Source organism: Bradyrhizobium sp. P5_C11_2 (assembly GCF_054049755.1).
This window is the reverse complement of record NZ_JBFULT010000620.1, coordinates 1-4,231: the sequence shown is the minus strand read 5'-3', so window position 1 is coordinate 4,231 and position 4,231 is coordinate 1. Positions and strand designations below refer to the sequence as shown.

Below are 4,231 nucleotides of genomic sequence, written 5' to 3'. Positions count from 1 at the left end.
GGCGTTCGCCGACCGGGATGTTCGGATGTTTCGAGGCGGTCACCTCGCCAAAGCCCCACACCGGAATGTTGCCGAAACCGTGTGGCGCGGGAAAGAGCTGCCAGTATTTCAGCTCGTCGCCGAGCACCGCATAGGTGATGTTGTTGGCGGTGAAGGCGAAGCGGTCGACCTTCACCAGCAGGGCGTCGGGCGGCAGTGCATCCGCATCGGGAAGCCCGGTCGCGATCACCTTGCACTGCTCGAAATCATCTCGCGCAACGATGAAGTCGGTCGATGTCATGGCTGTGATCCCGGCTCTGTTCGCCGGCATCTCATCATGCACCGATGATGCTTTTGCAACAGCAACATAGTTTAAAACGTTGTTCGGCCGGTTCAGGCCGTCAGCACGCCCTCCCGTTTCTTGACGGCGCGATAATAGCTCCACCACAGATGTGCGGCGGCGCCGCGCAGGGGACGCCAGGGCTCGGCGAGTGGCGCCATCTGCTTCTCCGTTGGCCGGGCCGGAAGGCCGAGGCCGATCTTGATGCCCTCTTGCACGGCGAGGTCGCCGGCCGGCCAGGCATCGCCATGGCCGAGGCAGAACAAGAGATAGACGTCCGCGGTCCAGGGCCCGATGCCGGGCAGCGAGATCAGTGTGTGATGGGCGGCGTCGGCATCCTCGTCGGCGAGCACCTCGAGGTTCAACCGCTGCGCGGCAATCTCGCGCGCGAGATGTTTCAGCGTCTTGATCTTGGCTGCGGACAGGCCAAGCCGCCCCAGCCGGTCGGTGCGGGCGCGGCGCACGGCGTCATGATCGAACGGGTCGAAGGCGGCGGACAGCCGCCCCCAGATCGCCGCCGCGCTCGCGGTCGAGAGCTGCTGCCCGCAGACGATATGTGCAAGCCCCGTAAAGCCGGGCTCGCGCCGCCGCAAGGCGGGCATGCCTGCAGTCGCAAGCACGGGTTTCAGGCGCGGGTCGCGCTTGACCAGCGCCTGGACGGCCTCTTCGAGATCGGACTGGGTTTCGAGGTGGATGGTCATTGTGGCTCAACTCGTCGTGCGCGGGCTTGACCCGCGCATCCATCTCCTATCGTAACAGAGTCCTGGAAGATGGATTGCCGGGTCAAGCCCGACAATGACAAGTCTTGCGAGAATCTATGCCACCCGTTTTCCGATTTGCCCCCAGCCCGAACGGCTACTTGCATCTCGGCCACGCCTATTCCGCGCTGCTGAACTTCGACCGCGCGCGCGAAGCCGGCGGGCGGTTGCTGCTGCGCATCGAGGACATCGATGCGACACGCTGCCGGCCGGAGTTCGAGACGGCGATCTGCGAGGATCTCGCCTGGCTCGGGATCGCCTGGGAGACGCCGGTGCGGCGGCAGTCCGAGCATCTCGCCGACTATCGCGCCGCGCTGGACCAGCTCTCGGCGCTCGGCCTCGTCTATCCCGCCTTCGAAAGCCGTGCCGAGATCGCAAGACTCGTGGCCGCGCGCGAGGCCGATGGGCCCTGGCCGCGCGATCCCGAMGGCGCGCCGCTTTATCCGGGCGATGCGAAATCGCTGGCCGCCGACGAGCGGGCGCGGCTGATCGGCACCGGCGCGCCTTACGCGCTGCGGCTCGACATGACGGCGGCCTGCCGCCGCATCGCCGGTCTGAGCTGGAACGAGCTCGGCGAGGGGCCCGCCGGCGAGCGCGGCATCCTCCCGGCGCGGCCCGAAGCCTGGGGCGACGTGATCCTGGCCCGGAAGGAGACGCCGACGAGCTACCATCTGTCCGTGGTGATCGACGATGCGCTCCAGGCCGTGAGCGTGGTGGTGCGGGGCCAGGATCTGTTTCACGCCACCGCGGTCCATCGCCTGCTCCAGGCGCTGCTCGGCCTGCCCGCGCCGGCCTATCGCCATCATGGGCTGATTCGGGACGGCGAGGGACGGAAGCTGTCGAAATCGACCCGTTCGACCGGGCTGCGAGAGTTGCGCGCTGCCGGCGCCACGCCCGCCGGCATCCGCCGGTTGGTGGGATTAGGTTAAGTTTCTCTGGGGGTTAGCAAAACGTCGCCGTGACTCATGGCATCCCGCCGTGCCATGCTCGCCTTGGTCCGGGGTTCGAAGGAAATACTTCGAAGGGGATTTATGGCGGCGAAAACGCGCTCAGCGCGCAGCACAAAGTCGTCCAGGCCACGGCCGCCTCGGAAGCGGTCCGGGGCAGCCGGCAAGGTTCGCAAGCGCGGCACCCGGGCCGTTGCGCCGGACGTGGTCCAGGCGGCGCTCGCCGCCTTTGCCCATGAGGTCCGCACCCCCCTGACCGGCATTCTGGCGATCAGCGACCTGCTCGCGACCTCCGATCTCGGCGAGCGGGAGCGGCGCTGGGCCGACACCATCAAGGCCGGCGCCGAACACCTTGCGAGCCTTGCCACCCTGTTCGTGGACGCCGCCCGGACAGGAAACGGTGGCAGCACGCTGCGGCAGGACCTGTTCGACCTGCGGGCGCTGGCCCGCAGCGCCGGCGATTCGCTTGCCGGGCGCGCCGCGGCCAAGGGCCTTCAGGCTCAGGTCGACATCTCCGACAAACTCCCCGGATTGGTGGTCGGTGATCCCGTCCGCCTGCGCGCCGCGCTGGAGAACCTGATCGACAACGCCGTGAAGTTCACCGACCAGGGCGGCGTGGCGCTCGCGGTCGCGCCCTGGCGTGCCGCCAAGAGCAAGGTCAAGGGAAAGGCCAAGGACAAGGCCAAGACCAAAGGCAGGGTCGGCGTCGCCTTCGCGGTGTCCGACAGCGGCATCGGCCTGACCATGGCCGAGATCCAGCGGCTGTTCCGCCCGTTCACCCAGGCCAATGTCACCATTGCCTCGCGCTTCGGCGGCGCCGGTCTGGGGCTATCCTCGGTGAAGCAACTGGCGCGCGCGATGGGCGGCGACATCACGGTGGCGCCGCGACTTGGCGGCGGCGCCACCTTCACGCTGACGGTGTCTCTGGATGCGGCGGCACCGGGCAAATCCCGCAAGTCGAAGGGCGAGAGCGAGGCCGATGCGCTGGCGGCGTTGCGCGTGCTCAGCGTCGAGGACAATCCGTTCGGCCGCGTCGTGCTCAACACCATCCTGACCGAGCTCGGCCATCATGCCGAATTCATCGGGCGCGGCGAGGACGCGGTGAACCGGCTGGCGCAGGGCGCCTTCGATGCGGTGCTGATGGACATGGTGCTGCCGGGCATCGACGGCGTCGAGGCCATCAGGCAAATCCGCAGCATGCCGACGCCGCTCGCTCAGATCCCCATCATCGGGGTCTCCGGCCGCGGCGAGGACGAGGCGGCCTCGCGCGAAGCCGGTGCCGATGCCTTCCTGATCAAGCCTGTGTCTCCGCGGGCTTTAGCGACTGCGCTGCTTGAAGCGAGACACCGTGAGGAAGCCGCGACTTGATGATCGCGGCGTTGAGCTCGCCGCCATAGACGAAGATCGCGGCGATGAAATACAGGAACACCAGCGCGATGATCACCGAGGCGAGCCCCGCATACATCGTCACGTAATTGTTGGCGAAGCGCGCCAGATATTGCCCGAACACGATGCCGGAGATCAGCGACGCCACGATCGTGAAGACGATGCCGGGCAGGATCTGGAGGAAGCTGYGCCGTCCCGCCGGCAGCCAGGCATGCAGGATGATCAGCGCCACCACCAGCGCGCCGATGGTGATGCCGTAGCGCAGCCAGGTGAGGATGCTTTCATTGGACTCGACGAACAGCGGAATGTGGCGCCGCGCCGCCTCGATGATCAGCGGTCCGAGCACGATCAGGAACGCCATGGCGAGCGCGGTGATGGCCGCGACCAGGGTGTAGCCGATCGATTCCAGCCGCAGCCAGTACCAGCGCCGCATCTCCACCACCGCATAGGCGCGGTTGAGCGCGACCCGCAGCGCCTCGACGCCGTTGGAGGCGAAATAGACCGACAGTACCGCGCCGATGGTCAGCACGCCGGTGCGGGTCGTGGTCAGCACGTCGTGGATTTCGCCGGAAAGCGAGTCGGCGACCTGTCTCGGCCAGACCTCGAGCAGGAGGCTCACCGCCTGATCGGCGAGTTCCTTGGAGCCGAAGAAGCCGGCGAGCGAGGTCAGCACGATCAGGAACGGGAACAGCGCCATCAGCGTCGACAGCGCGATGTGGCTTGCGATCGCCCAGCCGTCGTCGGCGAGGAACGTGTAGAACGCATCCATCGCGACGCCGTAGATGTAGCGGATTGCCTTCACAGCTTGCTCTGTACTGCTC

5 protein-coding genes are annotated in these 4,231 nt (G+C 67.2%); 2 read left to right on the top strand and 3 right to left on the bottom strand.

The genetic code is table 11. The annotated features are described in order from the left end of the window. Positions 1-280 (bottom strand): DUF2855 family protein (locus ACXJL8_RS35415; RefSeq protein WP_456686494.1); only part of this gene is annotated, 280 nt, incomplete at its 3' end. A gap of 92 nt (positions 281-372) precedes the next feature. Further along, positions 373-1,020 carry a DNA-3-methyladenine glycosylase family protein gene (locus ACXJL8_RS35410; RefSeq protein WP_456686493.1) on the bottom strand — a complete coding sequence of 216 codons (648 nt, stop codon included), beginning with the start codon at positions 1,018-1,020 and terminating at the stop codon, positions 373-375. Positions 1,021-1,136: 116 nt separating this feature from the next. On the opposite strand from ACXJL8_RS35410, the gene gluQRS reads away from it, so the two are divergent. Next, the gene (gene gluQRS, locus ACXJL8_RS35405; protein ID WP_456686492.1) at positions 1,137-2,006 is read left to right on the top strand and encodes a tRNA glutamyl-Q(34) synthetase GluQRS; all 870 of its coding nucleotides are present in this window, start codon (positions 1,137-1,139) and stop codon (positions 2,004-2,006) included. A gap of 102 nt (positions 2,007-2,108) precedes the next feature. After that, positions 2,109-3,392, top strand: a complete 1,284-nt coding sequence (locus ACXJL8_RS35400) for an ATP-binding protein (RefSeq protein ID WP_456617300.1) — start codon at positions 2,109-2,111, stop codon at positions 3,390-3,392. On the opposite strand, the gene ACXJL8_RS35395 is transcribed toward ACXJL8_RS35400, so the two are convergent. Then, a complete protein-coding gene (locus ACXJL8_RS35395) occupies positions 3,319-4,212 on the bottom strand; it encodes a YihY/virulence factor BrkB family protein (protein ID WP_456686495.1) in 894 nt (297 codons plus the stop codon). The two genes, ACXJL8_RS35400 and ACXJL8_RS35395, sit on opposite strands and share 74 nt — an antisense overlap. Positions 4,213-4,231 lie beyond the last annotated feature (19 nt).